Genomic DNA, 1139 nt, shown 5'->3' on the forward strand with positions numbered 1-1139 from the left:
CTTTTTGTATTCCATGTCGGTAAACAGGCTGTTTGCCATTTGCTCCGCCAACCAGATAGCCCCGGCGTACCCGACAACCGGATGGCGGTAATGTCCCGCCCGGTCATAGGTAGGGAAACCGACTCTGACCATGGGTATCTGGTTATCAATCGCGGTGAAACGGCCTTTAGAGTGCCCGAGGATCAGATCCAATTGCAGATCGTTTTGGGTAATACGCTGCTCCATCTCCCAGAGATCCGCATTGGTAATGATCTCCATATCATGGGACACCCCATCGCGCAGCGCGTGAATGCGGGGATCGTTGACATACCCGGCATTGTCATCGCCCAGCAGCAACAGCACTGGCTTCATTTCCAGATCGAGACAGAATTCCGCCAACCCGATCACCAAATCGGGGTTGCCGTAAATCGCTACCCGTTTGTCGGCAAGAAACATATGCACCAGGTCTGTCAGGGCATCCAGGGCGATCCCACGCTCCCGCACCAGTGAAGGCGGAATGGGTTTTCCCGTCAGGGTTTTCAGGTTATGCAACAACGTGTCCGTGTTACGAATACCAATCGGCGTCGGGCCAATAAGGGTCGGGATCTGGAACTTATCTGCCAGATAATTCGCCGCCTTGCCCCCTTCATAGCGATTGAGTGCCAGCGTCGCGCTGGCATTGGCCGTGTCCGTCAAATCGGCGATGGTCGTATTGCCGTGTGACACGGTATTACCGGATGGCATCAACGGTGAGTCGAAATCTTCAATCTCGAACAGTACAGTGGCATCAATCGCCATCTCCGAGAGCAGATGCTTCAACGCCGTCACATCACCGGGGTTCGCCCAACCGGTAATCAGATTGAGCTTGCCGTTAGGCTCCCCTTTTCGGGCAAAATACTTAACGATATCGCGTACCGCCAGGTCGTACCCGCTGATCATGCTGCCGACAAAACTTGGCGTATGGATAGGAATCAGATGCACTTCGCGACCGGCGAATTTCTCTTTGAGCAACCCATCGTTGAGCTTGCGTACCACGCCATCTACATCATCACCAATCACCTCAGTGGAACAGGTGGTGATAATCGGGATGACCTTGACATGGGGATAACGCATCAGTAAAACGTCGACCGCTTGCTCTACGCGATCCAGTGCACCAAACA

Annotated in this window: 1 protein-coding gene; it reads right to left on the reverse strand. The window is 53.8% G+C overall.

Annotated elements, in window-relative coordinates; genetic code table 11:
- Positions 1-1139: nitrogenase component 1 (locus J5224_RS29180; RefSeq protein WP_264628570.1), on the reverse strand; the 1139-nt coding region annotated here is incomplete at both ends.

It is taken from the genome of Candidatus Symbiopectobacterium sp. NZEC135 (genome assembly GCF_025962695.1).